We start from the raw sequence: 1,197 nt of genomic DNA, 5'->3' as shown, positions 1-1,197 counted from the left end.
AGGGATCTAAGCATTGGGTAACTTTGGTAGAGAATTCAAGTTTGGTCGGTATGAAGCCAATTGATCTCCAGCATCAATACAATGTGATGGTTCAGGCGTTGCGTAGACAAGGGAAACTATATAATCCAGTGGATGAAGCTGGAGTATTGCAGGTGGGGGATTGTGTGTTGTTGTCTGGGGAATGGGATGAGGAGTGAATGATCTGGTGCGCGAGACGATGCGATTAGCCCGAAGGGCTACGCTACGCGAACGCATACGCGCGAGAATTGCATACGCACGACAATTGCATCCCCCGATTTCACATAAATCCATACAGCAAGCAAATTTTTGTCAAACTAATTCTCAAACTAACTAGACACCCTTAGCAAAATACTATATACTATATAATAGTGGCATTATGACAGTTGCTTCCTCAGCAACTGAATAGCTGGGTGTGCTGTGGGCTGAGAATTAGGTTCGAGGCAAGACAATATACACAGCATATCAGGTGTTTTTTTTGGCATCAGGGCTAAAGTAGGTCAAAGACAGTTAGGTTTAAACAACTCCAATCAGTTCTTGGGTCTGCTTTAGGTCAATCAGTGCTTACACTTTCGTGGATCAAGGGATACTGAGTTATTAACAACTTAAGTCCCAGCGAAGTCAGGCGAGTTTAATAGCCTTTTCTGACCAGTAAACGCAATTGAACGAGAATCTAGCTCGACCATCATGCCGAGCTGGATAAAAGTGGGCTCTCTGCTTATTTTTTGAGGAGAGGTTTATCCACTATAAATAGTGACCAGGTTTATAATGACCAGGTTTGTGGCACAAAGGGAATTCAGGTTCTTGAATATCCCTGCTGCCAGACTGCTGCAATGTCTACAAAGGAGAAACCAGTGTCTGTCGGTATCCTCGGTACCAAACTCGGTATGACCCAAGTGTTCGATGATGAAGGAAGAGCGATTCCTGTAACCGTCGTCAAAGCTGGGCCATGCACTGTGACCCAAATAAAAACCAACCAGACAGATGGCTACAATGCCATTCAAATTGGTTATGACCAAGTCAAGCCTAAGGCAATTAATAAGCCTGAAATAGGACACTTGGCTAAGTCCAGCGCCCCACCCTTACGCCACCTACGTGAGTACCGCGTGGATGATACCAGTAATTTTGAACTGGGTCAGCCAGTCAATACCGATATGTTCAGTATTGGTCAAATTGTCG

At 44.6% G+C, this 1,197-nt stretch carries 2 protein-coding genes; both read left to right on the top strand.

Annotated elements, in window-relative coordinates; all coding sequences use genetic code 11:
• The coding region (locus tag F6K38_RS42505; RefSeq protein WP_287360906.1) for a cation:proton antiporter regulatory subunit at positions 1 to 197 on the top strand (197 nt) is incomplete at its 5' end.
• A 675-nt stretch (positions 198 to 872) separates the two neighbouring features.
• Positions 873 to 1,197: large ribosomal subunit protein uL3 (locus F6K38_RS42500; RefSeq protein WP_502709679.1), on the top strand; the 325-nt coding region annotated here is incomplete at its 3' end.

Origin of the sequence: Moorena sp. SIO3B2 (assembly GCF_010692525.1) — a bacterium.
GTDB classification, from domain to species: Bacteria; Cyanobacteriota; Cyanobacteriia; order Cyanobacteriales; family Coleofasciculaceae; genus Moorena; species Moorena producens.
This window is presented reverse-complemented; position numbering and strand designations above follow the sequence as displayed.